This is a genomic window from Candidatus Pelagibacter sp. HIMB1782, assembly GCF_052047475.1.
GTDB lineage: Bacteria > Pseudomonadota > Alphaproteobacteria > Pelagibacterales > Pelagibacteraceae > Pelagibacter.
In genome coordinates this window covers 135329-155262 of record NZ_JBNAKE010000002.1, presented here as the reverse complement: position 1 = coordinate 155262, position 19934 = coordinate 135329, and the positions used below count along the sequence as shown (strand labels likewise).

19 protein-coding genes are annotated in these 19934 nt (G+C 30.3%); 8 read left to right on the top strand and 11 right to left on the bottom strand.

Going from position 1 to position 19934, the window contains the following annotated elements:
- Positions 1 to 36: 36 nt before the first annotated feature.
- The 3 genes from ACTTAO_RS05415 to ACTTAO_RS05405 are packed head-to-tail and all read right to left on the bottom strand — an operon-like array spanning position 37 to position 3083.
- Positions 37 to 1122, bottom strand: coding sequence for an ABC transporter ATP-binding protein (locus tag ACTTAO_RS05415; protein WP_262590366.1), 1086 nt, complete (start codon positions 1120 to 1122; stop codon positions 37 to 39).
- A gap of 45 nt (positions 1123 to 1167) precedes the next feature.
- Positions 1168 to 2337: a M24 family metallopeptidase gene (locus tag ACTTAO_RS05410; RefSeq protein WP_440691264.1), complete on the bottom strand. Its 1170-nt coding sequence runs from the start codon at positions 2335 to 2337 to the stop codon at positions 1168 to 1170.
- The gene (locus ACTTAO_RS05405; RefSeq protein ID WP_440691262.1) at positions 2337 to 3083 is read right to left on the bottom strand and encodes a maleate cis-trans isomerase family protein; all 747 of its coding nucleotides are present in this window, start codon (positions 3081 to 3083) and stop codon (positions 2337 to 2339) included. The genes ACTTAO_RS05410 and ACTTAO_RS05405 overlap by 1 nt, the downstream gene beginning before the upstream one ends.
- Before the next feature lie 59 nt (positions 3084 to 3142).
- Here ACTTAO_RS05405 and ACTTAO_RS05400 point away from each other — a divergent pair, with 59 nt between their 5' ends.
- The 3 genes from ACTTAO_RS05400 to ACTTAO_RS05390 are packed head-to-tail and all read left to right on the top strand — an operon-like array spanning position 3143 to position 6405.
- Positions 3143 to 4012, top strand: coding sequence for a DMT family transporter (locus ACTTAO_RS05400; protein ID WP_440691261.1), 870 nt, complete (start codon positions 3143 to 3145; stop codon positions 4010 to 4012).
- Positions 4012 to 4953, top strand: coding sequence for an NAD(P)-dependent oxidoreductase (locus ACTTAO_RS05395; RefSeq protein WP_440691259.1), 942 nt, complete (start codon positions 4012 to 4014; stop codon positions 4951 to 4953). Before ACTTAO_RS05400 ends, ACTTAO_RS05395 begins: the two co-directional genes overlap by 1 nt.
- A gap of 21 nt (positions 4954 to 4974) precedes the next feature.
- Entirely contained in the window at positions 4975 to 6405 is a 1431-nt protein-coding gene (locus tag ACTTAO_RS05390) for an aldehyde dehydrogenase family protein (RefSeq protein WP_440691257.1), read from the top strand.
- Between the two features lie 3 nt (positions 6406 to 6408).
- Here the strand turns inward: ACTTAO_RS05390 and ACTTAO_RS05385 are convergent, their stop codons facing one another.
- From ACTTAO_RS05385 to ACTTAO_RS05355, 7 genes are all read right to left on the bottom strand, one after another.
- A complete protein-coding gene (locus tag ACTTAO_RS05385) occupies positions 6409 to 7329 on the bottom strand; it encodes a glycerophosphodiester phosphodiesterase family protein (protein WP_440691255.1) in 921 nt (306 codons plus the stop codon).
- Position 7330: 1 nt separating this feature from the next.
- Positions 7331 to 8383: an ABC transporter ATP-binding protein gene (locus ACTTAO_RS05380; protein WP_440691253.1), complete on the bottom strand. Its 1053-nt coding sequence runs from the start codon at positions 8381 to 8383 to the stop codon at positions 7331 to 7333.
- 5 nt (positions 8384 to 8388) lie between these two features.
- Complete coding sequence (gene ugpE / locus ACTTAO_RS05375; RefSeq protein ID WP_440691251.1) at positions 8389 to 9243, bottom strand: sn-glycerol-3-phosphate ABC transporter permease UgpE; 855 nt, start codon at positions 9241 to 9243, stop codon at positions 8389 to 8391.
- A complete protein-coding gene (gene ugpA / locus ACTTAO_RS05370) occupies positions 9243 to 10124 on the bottom strand; it encodes a sn-glycerol-3-phosphate ABC transporter permease UgpA (RefSeq protein WP_440691249.1) in 882 nt (293 codons plus the stop codon). The genes ugpE and ugpA overlap by 1 nt, the downstream gene beginning before the upstream one ends.
- 45 nt (positions 10125 to 10169) lie before the next feature.
- Entirely contained in the window at positions 10170 to 11480 is a 1311-nt protein-coding gene (gene ugpB / locus ACTTAO_RS05365) for a sn-glycerol-3-phosphate ABC transporter substrate-binding protein UgpB (RefSeq protein WP_440633656.1), read from the bottom strand.
- Between the two features lie 115 nt (positions 11481 to 11595).
- Complete coding sequence (locus tag ACTTAO_RS05360; RefSeq protein WP_440691248.1) at positions 11596 to 12732, bottom strand: TauD/TfdA family dioxygenase; 1137 nt, start codon at positions 12730 to 12732, stop codon at positions 11596 to 11598.
- Positions 12732 to 13463, bottom strand: a complete 732-nt coding sequence (locus ACTTAO_RS05355) for a class II aldolase/adducin family protein (protein ID WP_440657015.1) — start codon at positions 13461 to 13463, stop codon at positions 12732 to 12734. Before ACTTAO_RS05355 ends, ACTTAO_RS05360 begins: the two co-directional genes overlap by 1 nt.
- 120 nt (positions 13464 to 13583) lie before the next feature.
- Here ACTTAO_RS05355 and ACTTAO_RS05350 point away from each other — a divergent pair, with 120 nt between their 5' ends.
- Positions 13584 to 14609 carry a quaternary amine ABC transporter ATP-binding protein gene (locus ACTTAO_RS05350; protein WP_440633659.1) on the top strand — a complete coding sequence of 342 codons (1026 nt, stop codon included), beginning with the start codon at positions 13584 to 13586 and terminating at the stop codon, positions 14607 to 14609.
- Between the two features lie 7 nt (positions 14610 to 14616).
- On the opposite strand, the gene ACTTAO_RS05345 is transcribed toward ACTTAO_RS05350, so the two are convergent.
- Positions 14617 to 15015: a GFA family protein gene (locus tag ACTTAO_RS05345; protein ID WP_440618122.1), complete on the bottom strand. Its 399-nt coding sequence runs from the start codon at positions 15013 to 15015 to the stop codon at positions 14617 to 14619.
- Between the two features lie 43 nt (positions 15016 to 15058).
- Here ACTTAO_RS05345 and ACTTAO_RS05340 point away from each other — a divergent pair, with 43 nt between their 5' ends.
- From ACTTAO_RS05340 to ACTTAO_RS05325, 4 genes are read left to right on the top strand one after another with little or no spacing between them, the layout of a single operon-like run.
- A complete protein-coding gene (locus ACTTAO_RS05340; RefSeq protein ID WP_440691247.1) occupies positions 15059 to 15526 on the top strand; it encodes a thioesterase family protein in 468 nt (155 codons plus the stop codon).
- A 40-nt stretch (positions 15527 to 15566) separates the two neighbouring features.
- Positions 15567 to 16520: a DMT family transporter gene (locus tag ACTTAO_RS05335; protein WP_440691245.1), complete on the top strand. Its 954-nt coding sequence runs from the start codon at positions 15567 to 15569 to the stop codon at positions 16518 to 16520.
- Entirely contained in the window at positions 16517 to 17485 is a 969-nt protein-coding gene (locus ACTTAO_RS05330) for a 2OG-Fe(II) oxygenase family protein (protein WP_440691243.1), read from the top strand. Before ACTTAO_RS05335 ends, ACTTAO_RS05330 begins: the two co-directional genes overlap by 4 nt.
- 2 nt (positions 17486 to 17487) lie before the next feature.
- Positions 17488 to 19884 carry a tetratricopeptide repeat protein gene (locus ACTTAO_RS05325; protein ID WP_440691241.1) on the top strand — a complete coding sequence of 799 codons (2397 nt, stop codon included), beginning with the start codon at positions 17488 to 17490 and terminating at the stop codon, positions 19882 to 19884.
- The last annotated feature ends 50 nt before the right edge of the window (positions 19885 to 19934 follow it).

The following is a 19934-nucleotide window of genomic DNA, read 5'->3' as shown; positions in this document are numbered from 1 at the left end:
ATTTTATCTAATGTTATTTTGGATATTTATTTGAAATTATTTAGGATCTAAAGCTCTAGCATCAACACTGTTCCAACCAATTTTGATATCTTCTTTTACTTTTAGCTCAAGGTTAGAGGTGCTGTTTGGTACTTTTAAAATAAACTCAGAACTACCAAGTAAATCTAATCTTACTCTTGTATGATCACCATGGTAAATTACTTCCTCAATTTTTCCAGTGAACATATTATCCATTTTATCAGTTGGATTTATTAATGCTCTTTCTGGTCTTAAAGATACTGTAGTTTTTTCACCTTTTGATTTTACCGAAATAGGGTTAGCTAATATTTCTGCATTACCTAATTTTACTTTACATTTATCTTTATCTATATCAGAGACCTCACCATTAAATGTATTATTTTCACCAATAAATTCTGCAACAAAAGAGTTTACTGGTTTCTCATATAGCTCTGCTGGATCAGATAACTGTTGAACTTTACCATCGTTAAATACAGCTATTCTGTTTGACATAGTAAGAGCTTCACTTTGGTCATGAGTAACGTACACAACAGTGACACCAATACTTTCGTGGATATGTTTAATTTCATACTGCATGCTCTCTCTTAAATTTTTATCTAATGCACCAAGTGGCTCATCCATTAAAACAACAGCGGGATCAAATACAAGCGCTCTTGCAACAGCAACCCTTTGTTGTTGTCCCCCAGAAAGTTGCGCTGGCATTCTAGATTCAAATCCATTTAAAGAAACCATAGACAAAGCTTTGTCTACTTTTTTATCAATTTCATCTTTTTCAACTTTTCTTACTCTTAAAGGAAAGGCTAAATTTTCATAAACTGTCATGTGTGGAAACAATGCATAATTTTGGAACACCATTCCAATTCCTCTTTTGTGAGGTGGGATGTTTGAAATAATATTTCCATCTAATAAAATTTCTCCATTAGTTGGGGTTTCAAATCCAGCTAACATCATTAAACAAGTTGTTTTACCTGAACCAGATGGTCCAAGCATCGTTATAAATTCACCTTCAGCAATATCTAATTGAAGATCTTTAACGACGAGTACTTTACCGTCATAACTTTTATCTACTTTATCAAATTTTACGAATTCTGGATTTTTAGACATAAAGTTGATTATTAAACATTTGTGAAAGTAGATTTCAATAGTAAATTAACTCTTGATATGAAGCTCTTTTGGAAAATTACAAAATAACTCTGAACCGTTTTCTGTAACCCTAATAGCTTCTGACGCCTCAACACCCCAGTCACCAAATTGCATCACGGCAATCATATGAAAACAAACATTAGGCTGAAGAACTGTCTTGTCTCCCTTATATATATTAAGAGTATGCTCTCCCCAATCAGGAGGATAACCTATTCCTATTGAATAACCAGTTCTTGATCTTTTTTCGATACCATATTTATCGAGTATTTTCCAAAAAGCTTGAGCAATATCATCTACGGTATTTCCTGCTTTAATTGCGCTAATACCAGAGTTTAAGGCTTCAATAGTTTTATTCATCGTATCAATTTTTAATTGATTGGGTTTTCCAAGTAATACCGTTCTAGCCATTGGCGCATGATATCTTTTATAAACTCCAGAAAGTTCAATAATTGTTGCTTCTCCCTCAACAAATTTATCTTGAGTAGCAGTCAAATGTGAAGCAGAAGTACCTTTTCCTGTTGGAAGAAGAGTTGCAATACTTGAATATTCACCACCAAATTCCTCTGTTCCATAAAAAAGTGCTTTTTGAATTTCACCAACTGCATCACACTGCCTTACACCAGGTTTAATAACTTCCATTGCAGTTTTCATTCCTTGTTCTGAAATTTTTGCTGCAGACTTCATATAATTTATTTCTGCGTCAGATTTTGTAAATCTTGCCCAATTCACCAATCTATCACTGTCTTTGATTTTGGCATTTGGCAAACCTTGTTTTATTTTTTCATAACAAAAAGCTGTAAAATAGTGAGCATCCATCTCTAATCCGATTGATAGATTATCCCATTTTCTTTCTTTAATTATCTCAACTAATCTATCGTAAGGATGTTTTGGCCAAGTATGAATGTACTCTTCATCATACACTAAAATATTTTCATCTTTTAAATAAGTTTTTATATAAGCCCCACCTGCATCTTGAGCTCTTACAAAACATAATGGTTCATCTGCATTTACATGAACGATTGCACATTGAGCATAATAAAAAGACCAAGCATCATAACCAGTTAAATAATATAAATTATTTGTGTCATGAGAAATTAAAAGTTCGATGCCTTTTTCTTGCATCATTTTTTGAACTTTTTTTAATCTTTGTTTGTATTCTTCTTTAGTAAATGACATTAGTTTACCTCAAATAATTTTCCAAAACCCTCAATAGAGTTATTTTTATTTATTTTTACAAGTGTATCCCAAATTAATGCTTGATTACTAGATAAAACTATTGTGTTCAATTTTTTTTCAAGTTTATCAATAATTGGCAACACGGGTAATGCTGTACACGAAACAAACAATGCCTCTGCCCCATTTAAATCAATTTTAGATAACACTTCATATAAATAATCTTGATCTACTTTACCAATGTCATAATCAGCTTCAATATCAAAGTAAGAATTAGAAGTAATTTCAAAACCTTCTGTTTTAAAATAATCTAAAACCTCATCATTTAGTTTTTTACTATAAGGTGTGAACAAAGAAATTTTATTTATATTTAATTTTTTTAAAGCTTTAATTGCTGCAGTACTAGGCGTTGTAACGTCAGCCATTGGTTTTGCTGCTTTTACTTTTTGTTCAATAGAATTGTATCCAGCTGCAATAGTCCCAGAGGTACAACCATAAACAACACAATCAATATCTTGATCTGGTAAAATATCTTTTGCAACCTCAGTTACTTTATTAGACATTTTAATCAGGTTTTCTCGAGTTAATGGATTGTAACACTCAATACGGTTAACAAAAAAATCAATTTCCCTGTCTTTTATGACATTGATAAAATCTCTCTCGATCATAAAATCACTTGCAAGAGCTATTAATCCAACTCTTGGATTTGATTTACTAATATATTTTGGATCTATTTTTGTTGAATTCATATTTTAAAAGATGAATATATCAGAAGTTCTTTAATAATCATTAATATTAAATTAACGACATGAATTTAAAAGATACCTTCATTGCATCGCTGGTTCCAATTTTTTTGGGTTTTGGTTTTGTCATTGCAAAACCAGCATTCGAATCTTTTCCACCAATTTTATTAATGGGTTTAAGATTTATATTTGCGGCATCAATTTTAGTCTGGTGGTTTCCAATACCAAGAGGATATTTATTAAAAATATTCATAGCATCTTTAATAGCTAATACTTTGCAGTACAGTATTACTTACTCTGGTTTAGACTTGATTGATGCATCATCTGCAGTTTTGTTAGTACAAATGGAAGTACCGTTTGGAGTTATTTTTGCTTACTTTATGCTTAAAGAGAAACCAACAGTTAGGGCTTTAATTGGTATTGGTATAGCGTTTATTGGTGTTTACGTTTTAACTGGATCACCAAGATTAGATGGAAAAATTATTGGTATTGGATTGACTATACTAGGCTCTGCTATTTGGGCTCTTGGGCAAGTAATGGTGAAACCTTTAAGTAAAGAAATTAATCCTTTAGCATTGGTTGCATGGATGGCATTATTTTCTGGTCCAATTTTAATATTACTATCAGCAACCATTGATGGAAATACTATTGAATATTTTGCTAACGCAGAAATTAATCATTGGATAATTGCAATCTACATTGGTTTTATAATGCAGCCAGTTACATATGGTTGCTTTTACTATGTCATAAAAAATAATCCTATTTATAAAGTTCTGCCTATTGTAACCATGGGAATTCCTCCAACTGGATTATTAGCTGCAATTTTTCTTTTAGGAGAAGAGCCAACCAAAGAACTGCTTATTGGTGGAGCAATAATAATTGTTGGTGTCATATTAATAGTTTTTACAAAAAATAAAAAAGAAGAGGTAAAATAATGAAGATAGGTTTTATTGGTTTAGGAAATGTGGGTGCTAAACTTGCAGGAAGTTTATTAAGAAATGGATTTGACTTAACAGTACGAGACGTAGACCAAAATTTAACAGATCAATTTAAAAGTTCTGGTGCAAAAGTTGCAAACTCTGGGAAAGAACTTGCAGAACAAGTTGATCTTATAATTACTTCTTTACCATCACTAAAAGTAAGCGCAGAAGTTATGGAAGCCGAAGATGGAGTGCTTGAAGGCCTTTCTGAAAATAAAATCTGGCTTGAAATGAGTACTACTGATGAAGCTGAGGTAAAGAGAATTGGAGAAAAAGTAATTGCAAAAAATGCTATACCTTTAGATGGCCCTGTAAGTGGTGGTTGTCATAGAGCTGCAACAGGAAATATTGCAATTTTTGTAGGTGGTGAGAGAAAAGCATTTGAAAAAATTTTACCTGTCTTAACAGTCATGGGTAGAAAGGTGTTACATACTGGTGAATTAGGTACAGCAAGTACTCTTAAAGTAATTACAAATTATTTAGCTTCAGTACATCTAGTTGCTTTAGGAGAAGCTTGGACAGTTGCAAAAAAATCTAATCTAGATCTTGAAAAAACATTCAAAGGAATTGCTGCATCATCAGGAAATTCATTTGTTCACGAAACAGAAAGTCAGGTAATTTTAAATGGATCTTATAATATAAATTTTACAATGGATTTAGTTTTAAAAGACACAGGCTTATTTGATGATCTAGCGAAGAAGTTAAATGCTCCACTAGAGATATCTCCAAAAATTGTTGAAATATTTAAAGATGGACAAAAAAAATATGGGTCTAGAGCTTGGTCTTCTATGATTGTAAAAAGAATGGAAGATTTAAACAACATAGATTTTAGAGCCAAGGGTTTTCCAGAAGAATTAGTTGATAATGAGCCTGAGGAAAAAGGATATGAAATTTAAATATTATGCTAAAATAAATTCATGCTAGATAAAAGAAAATTTTATATTGATGGTGAATGGGTAGATCCAATTAAGAGGAATGACTTTGATGTTATCAATCCATGTAATGAAGATCCTTGTGCAGTAATTTCTCTAGGATCCACTGAAGATACAAATAGGGCAGTAAAAGCTGCAAAAACAGCATTTGAAACTTGGAAAGAAACCTCAAAAGAAGAACGAATTAAATTATTAGAAAAATTATTAACTATTTATAAAAAAAGATTTAATGAAATGGCAGATGCTATTTCATTGGAAATGGGTGCTCCAATGGATTGGTCGACTGATGTTCAAACCGCATCAGGAAGAGACCATTTAGAGGATTTTATATTAAGACTTAAAAATTTTAACTTCGAAGAACATTTTGATGAAAAATCAAATAACCATATTTGTTATGAACCAATTGGAGTTTGTGGATTAATTACTCCTTGGAATTGGCCAATAAATCAAATCGCTCTTAAAGTTGCTCCGGCATTTGCAACTGGTTGCACAATGATTTTAAAACCCTCAGAAATTGCTCCTATATCGGGAATGTTGTTTGCTGAAATGATCCATGAAGCTGGTTTTCCTAAAGGAGTTTTTAATTTAGTAAATGGTGATGGAGCTGGAGTTGGAACAGACATTTCAAGTCATCCAGATATTGATATGGTTTCTTTTACTGGTTCAACAAGAGCTGGAAAGTTAATTTCTAAAAATGCCGCTGATACAATTAAAAGAGTATGTCTTGAACTTGGGGGCAAAGGTGGAAATATTGTTTTTGCTGACAGTTATAAAGATGCAGTAAGAGATGGTATCCGAAATGTAATGAGTAATTCAGGTCAATCTTGTGATGCGCCTACAAGAATGTTGGTTGAAAAATCTATTTATGAAAGAGCAGTAAAAGAAGCTGTTGATGAAGCTAATAAAATTAAAGTTGATCAGGCGACTAAAAAAGGAGATCACATTGGTCCTGTAATTTCAAAAGTTCAGTACGATAAAATTATAAATCTTATTGAAAGTGGAATTTCTGAGGGAGCAACTTTAGCTGCTGGAGGACCAGAATTGCCAAATGGTTTAAATAAAGGATATTTTATTAAACCAACTATTTTCACAGATGTTACTAATGAGATGAGAATCGCAAAGGAAGAAATTTTTGGGCCTGTTTTATCAATTATTCCGTTTGATACTGAAGATGAAGCAGTGAAAATTGTAAACGATACTTCTTATGGTTTAGGAAATTATCTTCAAACTGATGATAAAGAAAAAGCACATAGAGTTGCAAAAAAATTAAGATCAGGATGTGTTTATATAAACGGTAATGCAGCTGATGTTGGGACTCCTTTTGGTGGTTACAGGCAATCCGGAAATGGTAGAGAAGGAGGAGTTTGGGGATTGGAAGAATTTTTAGAAGTAAAAAATGTTACAGGTTGGAAATAAATTTTAGAACCATTGAACTTTATTGTTTTCACATACCCTTTTTAATTTGTTTGGAAAATCAGTTATTATCCCATCAACTCCATACTTGATCATTCTTAACATTTCTCTCTCACTGTTTACTGTCCAAACATTTACACCCAGGCCTAAATCATGAGCCATTTCTACATTCTGTTTAGTGACATCTCTATAAAATGGACACCAAACATGGCCTCCTTGTTTTTTTACTATTTTGGGTATCTCAAAAACATTAAATTCTTGTTTAGTATTAAGCCAAGGAGAATTTGGAAATACAGTCTTGGGTTTTGTTTTTAAATTAGTATGCAAACTAATATGACCTCTTAAAACATCTGGCATTTGTAGTTTGCATTCCTTTAAAATTCTCCAGTCGAATGAGGATATTAAAATTTTTTCAAAATAATCGTATTTTAACAATGCTTTTTTAATAATACTGATCATATCTTTTGGACTTGGAGTTAAATTTTTCTCTTCAGGTGTTGATTTTATTTCTAAATTTATGAACATATTTTCTTTAGGATATTTTTTTATAAGATCAAATAACTCATCTAATTTGATGATCTTTTGATTTTTAATTGATTTCTGATCTTTAAATCTTTTTCCATAAGATGTTGTTTTATCTAATGTGCCAATATCGTAGTTTAATAGTTCCTGGAAATTTAAATCATATATTTTAATTTTTTTATTTTTTATCCAGTCTCCATTTTGATCTTTAGTGAAATAAGGATTGAGATAAAAATCATGAGCAATTAATGGTATTTTATCTTTCGATATCAGTACATCTGTTTCAAACGCAAAAAAATTATTATCAAAAATATATTTAAAACCTGATAAAGAATTTTCAGGCATATCACCTCTCGCACCTCTGTGACCATATATTTTTATGTAGTTTGGTTTTGAGAGTATCAAATCAATCAATCCTATTTTGATTTGTCGTACTGAATAAATGTATTTTAGAATCTTCTAAGTCTAAGCCTATCTCCTCTCCAGAAAAATCTTTATCAAGAATACCAGGCACACTAACAACAACTACTTCGTTAGTGGATTTTATTCTGCAATGTACAAGAGTGTTGGAACCTATCAATTCTATAAATTCTACGTTTACTTTAAATTTTCCATTAGTATTTATAATTAAGTGCTCTGGCCTTATTCCAAAATAAACTTCTCCTTGATGTGAAGAATTTATATTGAATTTAAAGTCAGCAATTTTTACTTCACCATTATTAACCGTACCGTTCAATATATTCATTGCAGGGCTTCCAATAAACTGTGCAGTAAATAATGTTTGTGGTTTTTGATAAACATCTAACGGTGTTCCAATATGCTCAACATTTCCTTCATTCATCACAATCATCTTGTCTGCTAGTGTCATTGCCTCTACCTGATCATGAGTAACATATAAAGAAGTTACATTTAATTTTCTTTGAAGTTTTTTAATTTCCAATCTCATTTGAACTCTCAATTTAGCATCTAAGTTTGATAAAGGTTCGTCAAAAAGAAAGACATCTGGCTTTCTTACTATTGCTCTTCCCATAGCAACTCTTTGCCTTTGACCACCTGATAATTGATTTGGTTTTCTTTCTAGTAGTTCACTTAATTCTAAAATTTCAGCAGCTTCATTTACTCTTGAAATAATCTCATCTTTAGGTGTTTTTTGAATTTTTAAACCATATGACATGTTTTCAAAAACCGTCATATGTGGATAGAGAGCATAATTTTGAAATACCATTGCAATGTTTCTTTCCATTGGCTCAAGATCATTCATTCTTTTTTCATTAATTATTATTTCCCCACTATTGATCTCTTCGAGACCAGCAATCATTCTTAATAGAGTTGATTTCCCGCATCCTGATGGCCCAACTATAACTATCAATTCTCCATCTTTAATATCAGCACTTAAATCATGAATGACATTGTTCTCCCCATATGATTTTTTTATATTTTTTAAATTTATCTTAGCCATATCTTTTATTTTTCACTTTCTAATAAACCTTTAACAAAGAATCTTTGCATAGTTATAACTATTAAAACTGGAGGTACCATTGCCAGAATTGAGGTTGCCATGATTGTTGGCCAATGACCAAAGTCGTCACCACCTGGTATCATTTGATTAATACCCATCACAATCGTATTCATATTTGGATCAGTTGTCATCAATAGAGGCCATAAATACTGGTTCCATCCATATATAAATAAAATAACAAATAAAGCTGCAATATTTGTTCTACTTATAGGTACTAAGATATCTATGAAAAATTTCATAGGTTTCGCTCCATCCATTCTAGCAGCTTCAACCATCTCGTTTGGTATGGTCATAAAAAATTGTCTAAATAAAAAAGTCGCTGTAGCTGATGCTATTAATGGAAATATTAATCCTGCATAACTATTTAATAGATTCAATTTCGCTGCAATCTCATACGTAGGTACGATCCTTACTTCAACAGGTAACATCAATGTTATAAAAATTAGCCAAAAGAAAAATTTTCTCCCAGGAAATCTAAAATAAACTATCGCAAAAGCTGAGAGTAAAGAAATTGTAATTTTTCCTATAGTAATTCCAAGTGCCATTACCGCTGAATTAAACAACATTCTCAAAACTGGAATATTTTTTTCATATCCTTCTGCTGATTTCTCAGTTAAAGCATAGGTATAATTTTCAATAAAATGAGACCCAGGTATAAGTGGGAGTGGTGGCTGAATGATATCTTGTTGAGTGACTGTCGAAGCAACAAAAGTTAGCCAAACTGGAAAAAAAATAAAAGCAATTCCTATAATCAAACCTAGGTGAGACATGAAATATCCTTTTTTATTTCTTTCAATCATTAGTAATGAACTTTTCTTTCTATGTATTTAAACTGAATAACAGTTAACAAACCAACAACTACTAACAAAATTACAGATTGAGCGGCACTAGATCCTAAATCTTGACCAACAAAACCATCTGAATAGACTTTATAAACTAAAGTTGTGGTTGATTGTTCGGGTCCCCCAGATGTAATTGTGTGAATTACACCAAATGTTTCAAAAAAGGCATAAACGATGTTAACAACTAATAAAAAAAACGTAATTGGTGATAACAAAGGAAACACTATTGTTCTAAATCTTTTCCAAAAACTTGCTCCATCAATTGCTGCTGCTTCTATGATTGATTTTGGAATTGCCTGTAATCCTGCAAGAAAGAATAGAAAATTATAGCTTATTCTTCCCCATGTCGAAGCTAATACAACTAATCCCATTGCTTCTTCACTATTTAAAGCATGGTTCCAATCGTAACCTAATAAACCCAAATACCAAGAGACAACACCAACTCTACTTGAAAATAAAAACATCCACAACACACCTGCAACTGCAGGAGCTACTGCGTATGGCCAAATTAAAAGTGTTTTATAAACCCCAGCACCTTTAAAAATTCTATCAGCTAATAATGCAAAATATAAACCAAGTCCCATTGATAGAACAGAGACACTTGTGGAAAAGAAAATTGTAGTTACAAAACTTGATAAATAATAACTGTCACCAAATAAAAATAAAAAATTTTCTAAACCAACAAATTCTGAACTTAATCCAAATGGATCAGGTAGATACAATGAATTTGAAATAGCTTGTCCCGCAGGATAGAAAAAAAATATTATAGAAATTACTAATTGTGGTGAAATTAATAAAATGGGTAACAACCATCCTCTAAAAAAAACTTTTTTTTCCATATGAAAAATCTGGGGGTTGGATAACCCCCAGATAGATTAAACTATTTACTTATTAGCTTTTTCAAATCTTCTTAAAAGAGCATCTCCTCTTTTAACAGCACTATCCATAGCTACTTGAGCTGATTTGCTACCAGTCCAAATTGCTTCTAACTCTTCATCGATAATACCTCTGATTTGATCAAAAGAACCAAGTCTCAAACCTTTTGAGTTATCTGTTGGTGCTTTTGCCATCATTTGTTTTCCAGCAATATCCGTACCAGGATTTGCATTGTAAAAACCATCTGCAGCTGTCTTTTCACTTGCTGCAATTGTGATTGGCAAATAACCAGTATCTTGGTGCCATTTAGCTTGGATATCAGTTCCTGATAGGAAATTAATAAAAGCTGCTACACCTTTATACTCGTCTGCAGAGTGACCAGACATTACCCATAATGATGATCCTCCAATGATAGTATTCTGAGGAGCTTTTGTTCCTGCATGATAAGGCAAAGGTCTGATTTCAAAATCAAATTGAGCTTCTTTTTTTATACCAGCATATCCAGCAGAACTTTCTGTAAAGAACATACACTCACCTGCTCTAAAGTTTGCTCCACCTTCGTTTCTTCTTCCAGCATAAAAGAATTTACCCTCTTTAGCCCAGTTACCCATCATTTCTAAATGCTTAACGTGTAATGCACTATTGAAAGATAGAGATGTGTCTAAACCTGCAAATCCATTTGCTTTACTTGCAAAAGCAACATTATGGTAAGCAGAAAAGTTTTCTAAATGTATCCAACTTTGCCAAGCAGTAGTAAGACCACAAGAAGTTCCTGCTGACTTTGCTTTATCAAGTGCCATACCAACATCTGACCAAGTAGCAAGACTCATGTTTGGATCTAATCCTGCTTTTTTCATCAAATCTCTGTTAACCCATAAAACTGGAGTTGAAGAGTTGTAAGGTAATGAAAGCATTTTACCATCTGTTGTAGTGTAATAACCTTTAACAGGTGGGATGTATGCATCAGGATTAAAACCTAAGCCAGACTCAGCCATTACTTCGTAAACTGGTTTGATTGCACCTTTTGCAGCCATCATAGTTGCAGTTCCAACTTCAAAAACCATAAGTAAATGTGGTTGTTGCTTTGCTCTGAATGCAGCAATACCAGCATTTAAAGTCTCTGAGTAATTACCTTTTCTAGTATGAATTACTTCATAATTATTTTGACTTGCATTAAATTTTTGAACTTGCTCGTCCAAAAGTTCTCCTAGTCTTCCACCAAATGCATGCCACCACTCAATTTGAGTTTTTGCGAACACAGAAGTAGTAGAAAGCATTAGGAAAATACTAAATTGAATAAATATTTTTTTGATATTCATTTTTTTCCTCTCGTTGTTTTTTTATAAAGACTACAAAAAAATTTTAAAGAATTCCAAAATTTATTTAGACTTATCCAGTGTGTGGCAAATTTTAATTTTAATTTCTACTTCAGGTTTAATTGCTCTTTAAATATTTTAATCTTCCTATAATTTCATCACGATCCATGTAATATCCTTGGAGATGTCTGTGACCAGAATTTGGATCAAATTCAGTTCTCCCATGAAGCAATCTTCTATTATTGAAAGTAAATATATCTCCTGGCCCTAATCTAAATTTAATTTGAAATTTATCATCGTGTAATAAATTTCCAAATCGATGGTGAGCTTTATAAACTTTGTCCATTAAATCAGGATGGCAATCTAAGGCATCCATAGTTGCAACACTAAATCTAATGTCGTGATAATCATTATCTTTAGTTAAAGAAATTGCTGGCGCATAATAACTTCTTACTGACTCTTGTGTATAATCCATATCTCGAAATTTGAGGTGAACATTAACTAGTGTATCAAAGATTTCCTTTTCATTTTTTCTTAAGTAATCTGCAACTGCAAATCCATCTACAGCTGAAGAATCTCCACCATTTGCAGAATTAACCAGGCAGTGAAGGAATTGATAACCTGGAGGTGTTTCAAACCAAGGTAAATCCATATGATTTCTCAAAGCATGTGCTGTATAAGCAGAATTGTTTGGTTTTGGAATATTAATTACCTCAAATGGAGTTTTAAAAAAAGTTTCTCTAGTATGACTAATTCTATTTAAAACTTTAAATCCAGAGCTCTCATCTGTCGGTGCATTTTTTACAATTGCAATTCCAGTATGATGCAAAAGTTCCAACCATTTAATTAAGCCTTCATCTGAATTAACAATTTCATCATGATCAATTTCTACAGATTTTAAATGATCTTGAAGAGAATTATCCCAAAGCTTGTAGGGTGATTTATATTCCAAATTGTTTTTAATTGTATAACAATTATCTCTCAGCCATTTTTGATCATAATAACTAACATGATCTCCCTCACTCCACTCAATTTGGAGTTTACCATCATTGTTTAAAGAAAATTTTTTAGGATTTATATCTTTAGATACTTTGAGAATGTTAAACATTCTATGACGAGAATCTTTATCGTGTGCTGTAGGACAATTATCTCTTAACCACAAATAATTAAACTTACTTTTTTTTCCATCACTCCAATCAACTTCTAAATTAGTAGAATTTTTAGTTATATTTTCAATTTTATAATTTTGTTCCATCAACTTTTATAATTTGAATTTTCACGATCTAATTTTCTTAATAATGCAGCCCACTCTGTTTTTCCATCATAATTATAATCATCTGAACTACTCATATTATCCCAAAAATAAGCAGCTTTTTGTTTGTCTATTTCATGTTTATTTAATCCCATAGATAAGTTTTTAACTTGAACAGTACATGCTTGTTCTAAATAATATGCCCTAAAAAAAGCTTCTGCAGCAGTTTTACCTACAGTGTAGTATCCATGATTTCTTGTAATTAAAATATCATGCTTCCCTATAAGGTTTTCAAATTTTTTTCCAAAATCTTTATCCTCAACAAATTCGTAATCGATATATCCAATTAAATGATTTAAATAGACTGCTGCTTGTGAAAGGTGCATCAAACCTTCTTTAGTTCCTCCAACTGCCATAACATCATTAGCATGTCCGTGAACATAAAAGTTAACATCAGAACGTGAATTAAAAATCCATTGTGCAAGATTGATACAACCATCATTTAACCATGGTCCATCTGAATTTATTTTTCTACCATCTTTATCAATCTTTACTAAAGATGACGCTGTAATCTCTTCATAAAACATTCCATAAGGATGAACAAAAGAACAATCTTTATCTTCAGCTGATCTAGCTCCAGCACATTGATTAGCTAAATCTGTCATCCCATACATGTGTAAAATTCTATAAAGAGCAGATAGTTCGCATCGAATATCTTGATCTGATTTGGTCATAAATTAAATGATTATTTAAATGACTAACAAAATCAAACAAAATCGAATTTATAAAAATCAATTATCAGTTGTATAGAAATTGTTTTACATTATGCTCTATGAACTGTTAGAACTTAATTGATGTCAAAAATCGAAATCAACAACGTATATAAAATCTTTGGTAATAATCCAAAATCAGTGCTTCCAATGGTCAAGGAAGGTTCAACTAAAGATGAAATATTAGAAAAAACTGGGCACACAGTTGGATTAGATAATGTTTCTCTTAAAATTGAAGAAGGTGAAACGTTTGTTTGCATGGGTCTTTCGGGCTCAGGAAAATCTACATTAATTAGACATTTAAATAGACTTATAGATCCAACTGATGGTGAAATTTTGGTTGAGGGCACAAATGTGATGTCGCTTGATAAAGAAAAGCTAATTGAGTTTAGAAGACACAAAATGAGTATGGTCTTCCAAAGGTTTGGTTTATTCCCGCACAAAACAGTCTTGCAAAATGTTGGATATGGTTTGGAAATGCAAGGTAAGTCCGAAGATGAGAGAAATAAAATCTCAATGGAAAAAATTGATGCTGTTGGATTAAATGGATTTGAAAATCAATATCCAAATCAATTATCTGGAGGAATGCAACAGCGAGTTGGTTTGGCAAGAGCATTAGCAACAGATACGGATATAATGTTGATGGATGAAGCTTTTAGTGCTCTAGATCCACTAATAAGAAGTGATATGCAAAAACAACTTATTGATCTTCAATCAGAATTAAAAAAAACAATTGTATTTATTACTCATGATCTTGATGAGTCATTGAGATTAGGTGACCATATTGGAATTTTAAATTCAGGAAAATTAGTACAAGTTGGAACGCCAGAAGAAATTATAATGAATCCTGCAGATGATTACGTAAAAGCTTTTGTTAAAGATGTGAATAGAGCAAAAGTAATCAAAGCAAAAATAATTATGAAAAATTTAAATGATTCTGAAAATATAGATAAATCAAACGTTATTAAAGTAAATGAAGATCAATTTATTGAAGAATTTTTACCTCAAATAGTTTGTTCAGACTCAAATTGTGAAGTAGTTGATAAGAACGGTAATATTAAGGGTTATATTACTAATCAAGAATTACAGTCTTCTTTAACTAAATCTTAAAATAATATTATTTAGCAAATCTTTTATATTTTGGAAGTTTGTCATTGATTTGATAAAAATCTGACTTTGAACCTACAAATATATTTCTAAAAGTTTTTAGTTTTGTTTTACCATCAAACATTCCTGCGGAAATTGAAACATTGTCAGATTTATCAACTTTAAAAAATATACTTGCCCCACATTTGTTGCAAAAACCTCTCTTGGAATTCTTAGATGACTTAAACCACTTTAAAGTAGTTTTGTTTAAAAATTTAAGTTCTTTGTCTTTAATATTTGTATAGGCTCCAAATACACCATGAGTTTTTCTGCATTGCACACAATGGCAATTAGATACACTTCTTAGTTTATTAAGTGTTTTAAACTTTACACCTTTGCATAAACAACTAGCTGTTAATACTTTTTTCATAAAAACTTTATTATATGATATTAATATTAAATTAAAAAATTAAATGTCAGTTTTTCTTAAAAGCTTCAATATCACAAAGAACTGGGTTGATTATAACAATCATATGAACATGGCTTATTATGTTTTAATATTTGATGAAGCATGGGAAGTAGCACTTGAAAAATTTAAAATGGGAGCAAGTGCAGCAAAAAATCTAAATAGAAGCACTATGGTTGTCGAGACAAACACTAAATATATTAATGAGGTCAAAGAAGGTGAGTCTGTTGATATAAACCTTACTTATTTTGACCATGATAAAAAAAGATTACACTTAAAAATGGAAATGATTGCAAAAGAGACAGGAAAAATCTCGGCATCAATGGAATGGATATCTCTATATATTGATCTCAGCAAAAGAAAGGTAACAGAATTCGAAGAAGAAAAGTTGAAGTTGATGGCTGCTTTTATAAAGGAAAATGAAGCTGAATTTTCAAGTGAAAATCTTTTGTTCTCTTCAAAACTAAAGAAATAATTAAATATTATTCATTATCTTATTTTGGTATAGGTGCGAAATGAGTACCGATAATAACTCTAAAGGAATTGTTCTTATTATTATTGCAATGACTTTATTTGCAATGCAGGACTCACTAATCAAATTTATATTTGAAAAAGCAGCATTATATGAAATTTTTTTTGGCAGATACTTTGTTGCTGCAATTTTACTGTTTTGCTACATCAAATTTAAAAAGCAAAAAGTTAGTTTAAAAACGCATTATCCAGTATTAACTTTGGTAAGAGTAATTTTACATTTTTTAGCTTTTTCTGCATTTTTTATTTCTCTAACTTACATGCCATTAGCAACAGCTAATGCACTTTTTTTCTCCTGCCCTTTTTTTGTATCAATCTTTGCCAAATTTTTTTTAAAGGAATTTATTGGTATTAGAAGATGGTCTGCAATTGTATTTGGCTTCGTAGGTGTCTTTATAGTTTTAAATCCAAATTTTTCAGACTTTGAATACAAAAGTCTACTTCCTGTTGGATGTGCATTTTTTTATGCAGCCTCTATGACAATTACAAAATATACCTCTGACAAAGATGATGTAAACACTCAACTATTTTACTTCTATTTAATTGCTCTCATATTATGTGGAATTATTTATTTGTTTATGGGGAATGGTCAGTTCAACAATTCTAATTTTGATTCAACAACACAATTTATTTTTAGAGAATGGTTTTCTAACTTTGATTACACATGGAAATTTATATTATTTTTTGGTGTAGCAGCATCAATTGCTTTTCTTTGTATATTTTCTGCATACATAGTTGCATCTCCATCGGTTGTTTCTTTATTTGAATACTCTCTAATTATAATGTCGATGATACCAGGGTATTTCCTATTTAACGAGATTCCATCTGGAAGAACATTTCTAGGTGTTGCGTGTATAATAGCAGCTGGAATATACATATATTTAAGAGAGAAAGTCAGAGAGCAATACATTGCAACAGAAACACCTGTTAGAAGATGACCAAAAATTATATACCCACAATTAACATATCATCACTTATCAAAAATAATTTTGAGACCCTGAGTGCGTTAAAAACAATTAAAGAAATTGAGAAAGCTTGTGTAAATATAGGTTTTTTTCAAGTGACTGGGCATGGTCTTAATTTGAAAGAAATTAATAAAATATGTGGAATAGGAAACAAGTTCTTCAATTTGTCAGACAGTAAAAAAAAGAAATTATCACCAAAAAAATGGAATAAAAAAAATAACAATCTTTACAGAGGTTATTTTCCAAATGATGTTAATGGAAAAGAGGGTTTGGATATAGGAGATTTAAAAATTACTAAGAAATATTCTTCAAAAACCAGAAACCAATACATTGAATATTTAGATCTAAATAAATGTTTTAACAAAACTTCTATTGAGGCCTTGAATAAATATTTTGAAAATATTTACAATTTAAGTGAAACTTTGTTTAAAAGTGTAATTAAATTAAATAAACTTGATCCAAATATTTCAAACAAAGCTTTTTCAAGATTAAAAACTTTAAGCACTTTAAGATTTAATTATTATCCAAATCAAACAAAGCCAGTGGAGATATCAAAACAAGATGGAGTTGCACTTGGATGTGAAACACATGTTGATAGTGGAATATTTACAGTTCTATACCAAGACAAAAAAGGTGGTCTTCAGGTACAGAATAGAAAAACAAAAAAATGGTATAATGTTCCATTTAATAAAAAAGCTTTAGTAGTAAATACTGGAAGAGCTTTAGAATTTTTAAGTAAAGGCAAATTTAAAGCTACAAACCATAGAGTATTATGGAATAAAAGTAAGAGACTATCCATTCCATTCTTTTTTGAACCTTCTTATGACTTTAAAATGAATAAATCTTTCCTTAATTCAAAAAGATATTTAAACAAAGGTCAGATTTATGAAAAATTTCTTAATCAATCTTTAAAAAAATTTATTGAGTATCAACGTTAAAAATGGATGAAATAAAAAATTTAAATATAAGCAAAACTTTTCAGATGGCTATTCAAAGTCACAAGGGTGGAAATATTACCAAAGCGAAAAGTCTCTATATCAAAGTATTGGAATTAGATCCAAATCATGAAAATGCAAATATAAATATTGGAGTAATATTTCAGCAGTTAGGAGAATTTCAAAATGCAAAAAAATGTTATGAGCATGTCTTAAAAAATAATTCAAAAAATATAAAGGCATATACTAATCTTGGGGTTGTCTTCAAAAATTTAGGGAAAATAGAGGAGGCAAAAAAATATTTTGAAAAAGCTATTGAAATTAGCCCTAATTCTTCAGATGCTCATATTAATCTTGGCGTAATATTCCAAGAGTTGGAAGAGGATGAAAAGGCTCTGAAATGTTACGAGCAAGTGATTAAAATAAATCCTAATAACATAATTGCACATAATAATATTGGAATAATATTTCTAAAATTAGGGGAATTACAAAAATCAAAAAAATTTTTTGAAAATACCACGAAATTAAATTCCAAATATTTAAAAGGATATATCAACTTAGGAACTGTACATAAAAAATTAAAAGAAAATAATAAAGCACTTAGTTATTATAAAAAAGCAGTTGAAATTAATCCTAATAATTCAACAATACAAAATGATCTTGGTGTCATATTTCAAGAATTGGGAGATTATCAGAAAGCAAAAGATTGTTATGAAAAAGCAATAAATATTGATCCAAGTTTTTCAAAAGCCTATTGCAACTTAGCAGTAGCACTAAAAGTACTTGGAGAAAATGACAAAGTATTAGATTATTTTCAAAAAACAATTGAACTAGACCCTGATAATTTAATAGCTCTAAATGGTATAATTGAATGGTTAATCTCTTACACAATTACAGACAAAGAAAATCTGAAAAATTTATGTTTATCTCTTTTTAAAAAAAATAATGTTAATCATAATGAAATATCATTTAATGCAAGATTATCCTTAATTGATCAAACTATTGAAAATAAAATATCTGAAAAAATAAATTCAAACTCCTCAATATTTTTAAACGAAATTGTTACTAAATTAATCAAAGAAGAACTTTTTAGTTTAATTCTTCAAAAATCTATAATTGCAGATAAATTTTTAGAAAAATTATTATGTAGAATAAGATCGGAGGCTCTTTTCCAATTAAACACAGAAAATAGAAAGACATTAATTGAGAATTTAGATTTTTTTATATCTCTAGCTCAACAATGCTGGCTTAATGAGTATGTTTACATTCAATCTGAAAAAGAAGCTTCTTTAATAAAAAATTTAAAACATAAATTAGAAAAAAATCAAAAAATTGATGAGCTAGAACTAGCTATTCTAGGATGCTACATACCCTTAAACAGTTCAAAGATTATTGAAAAAAATTTGTTAAAGTATAAATCAAAAAATAATTTATTTAACGATTTAATTAATTCGCAGATTAAAGAACCTCTTGAAGAAAAAGAGCTAGCAAAATCTATTGATGCTCTTGGAGAAATTACAGATTTAACATCTAATAGGGTAAAAAAACAATATGAGGCAAACCCATATCCAAGATGGAGGTTTGCAAAAGACAACCTTAAATTTGATTTTTTTGAAGTACTTAATTCAGTGATAAAACCTAACAAAATTTTAGATAATCATAAAATAGAAAAACCCAATGTTTTGATAGCAGGTTGTGGAACAGGAAGAGACCCTATTTCTGCAAATATTTACAAAAATGCAAACATACTTGGTGTGGATTTAAGCAAATCAAGTCTAGCCTACGCAAAAAGGAAAACTGTGGAACTAAATTATAACAATATTAATTATATGCATGCAGACATTTTAGATTTAAAAAAATTAAATAAAAAATTTGATATAATTCAAAGCTCAGGGGTTCTTCATCATATGGATAAACCTATAGAGGGGCTTAAAGTGCTACTAGATATTTTACAACCACATGGATTTTTGAGATTAGGACTATACAGTGAAATCGCAAGACAAAATGTAGTTGAAGCAAGGCAATTAATTAAAAATTTAAATTTTAAAAATAATATTGAGGACATAAAAAAATTTCGACAATTTATTTTAAATGAAACAGAAAATAAATCTCTCCAAAAACTGACTGAAGGTTTAGATTTTTATTCAACATCAACTACAAGAGATTTGTTATTCCATGTTCAAGAACATCGTTTCACAATTCCAGAAATCACAAAGATATTAAATGATTTAAATTTAGAATTTATTGGTTTTGAATTTTCAAAATCATCGACAAAAACTCAATACTCTAAACTTTATCCAGATGATAAAAAAAATATTTCTTTATATAATTGGCATCAATTTGAGATGAGCCATCCTGATACTTTTTTTGATATGTATCAATTTTGGGTTAGAAAAAAGTAGATTTGAATTTTAATTAATTAATATTTGAAAAATATTAATTACATTTTATA